Raw genomic sequence first — 1,033 nt, forward strand, 5'->3', positions numbered from 1 at the left:
GGCATCGCTACGTTTGCGATTTTCGCTGGAGTGACCTATGCCATTGTGCAAGACGCCTATTATCAACAGCGCGGCAGTCGTTACGTGTATGTCCAAAACCCACCAGCCGGAAATTACACAGTCATCAGCGGTAGTGATGTTTTACCTAACTCAGCGTCAACAACAACGAGCTTAAGTACTGTGACAACCTCACCCAACTCTTATTCTGCCTCTCCTAACCAAGTGAGTACCACGACAACAGAGACAAGCAAAACGATCACTAAGAAAAACCCAAGTCCTTATAAGCTTGGCGAAATTGTTGACTCACTTCCCCACACCAAGCAGACGATAGTGATAGACGGGCAAAGCTATTTCAAATACCAAGACACATGGTTTGCGCCACTTAGGGCAGATCGTAAATATGTAGTCGTTGAGTCACCTTTGTAAGTAATCAAGTTTGTACATAACTAATACAAACCCCGCCGATTGGCGGGGTCTACTTTTGATTATTCATGCACATACATCAGTAAAACGCGTCGAACTCAGGAATGCGTGGTTTACCTCTGAGTAGTAAGAACTTCAAGAAACGACAGGTTGAAGTCGTTAGGATTTTGTCCTTCTCCACGCCATGTTTTTCCAGCAATTCGATGGCGAGATCCAGTTTTGAAATCTCTTCGCAAAAGTGCGCATCAGAGCCGGTACTGAAATACACGCCAATCTCTTTTCCTAAGGCAACAATTTGATCACAGCGCGCATCACTGCCCTTTCGGCTCTTGCCTGTGAGAGACGTATTGTTCACCTCAATCGCCACATTGTGTGATTTAGCGCAACGCAACACTTGCTCCATATCAAATGGGTAATTGGGATTACCTAAGTGCCCTAACACGTCCACTCTGCCACTTTTAATGACGTTAATCAGCGCGGCAGTGTGCTCCGCTTCGGTTGCGGGTCTAAAAACGGGCTCATGAAAGCTAGCAATTACCCAATCAAGATGTTGATCAGAGGAAGGCGGAAGATCGATCTCGCCTTTGACGTTTAAAGTGTTGGCTTCAAC

The 1,033-nt window shown here is 46.0% G+C and carries 2 protein-coding genes; one reads left to right on the forward strand and one right to left on the reverse strand.

All coding sequences use genetic code 11. The features are described from left to right. Positions 1-426, forward strand: a 426-nt coding sequence (locus tag R7R24_RS24965; RefSeq protein WP_318119788.1) for a DUF6515 family protein, incomplete at its 5' end; no start/stop codon positions are given. Between the two features lie 76 nt (positions 427-502). On the opposite strand, the gene R7R24_RS24970 is transcribed toward R7R24_RS24965, so the two are convergent. Continuing rightward, a partial coding sequence (locus R7R24_RS24970; RefSeq protein ID WP_318119790.1) for a phosphatase occupies positions 503-1,033 on the reverse strand: 531 nt, incomplete at its 5' end.

The sequence above is a fragment of the Vibrio sp. 704 genome (assembly GCF_033339295.1).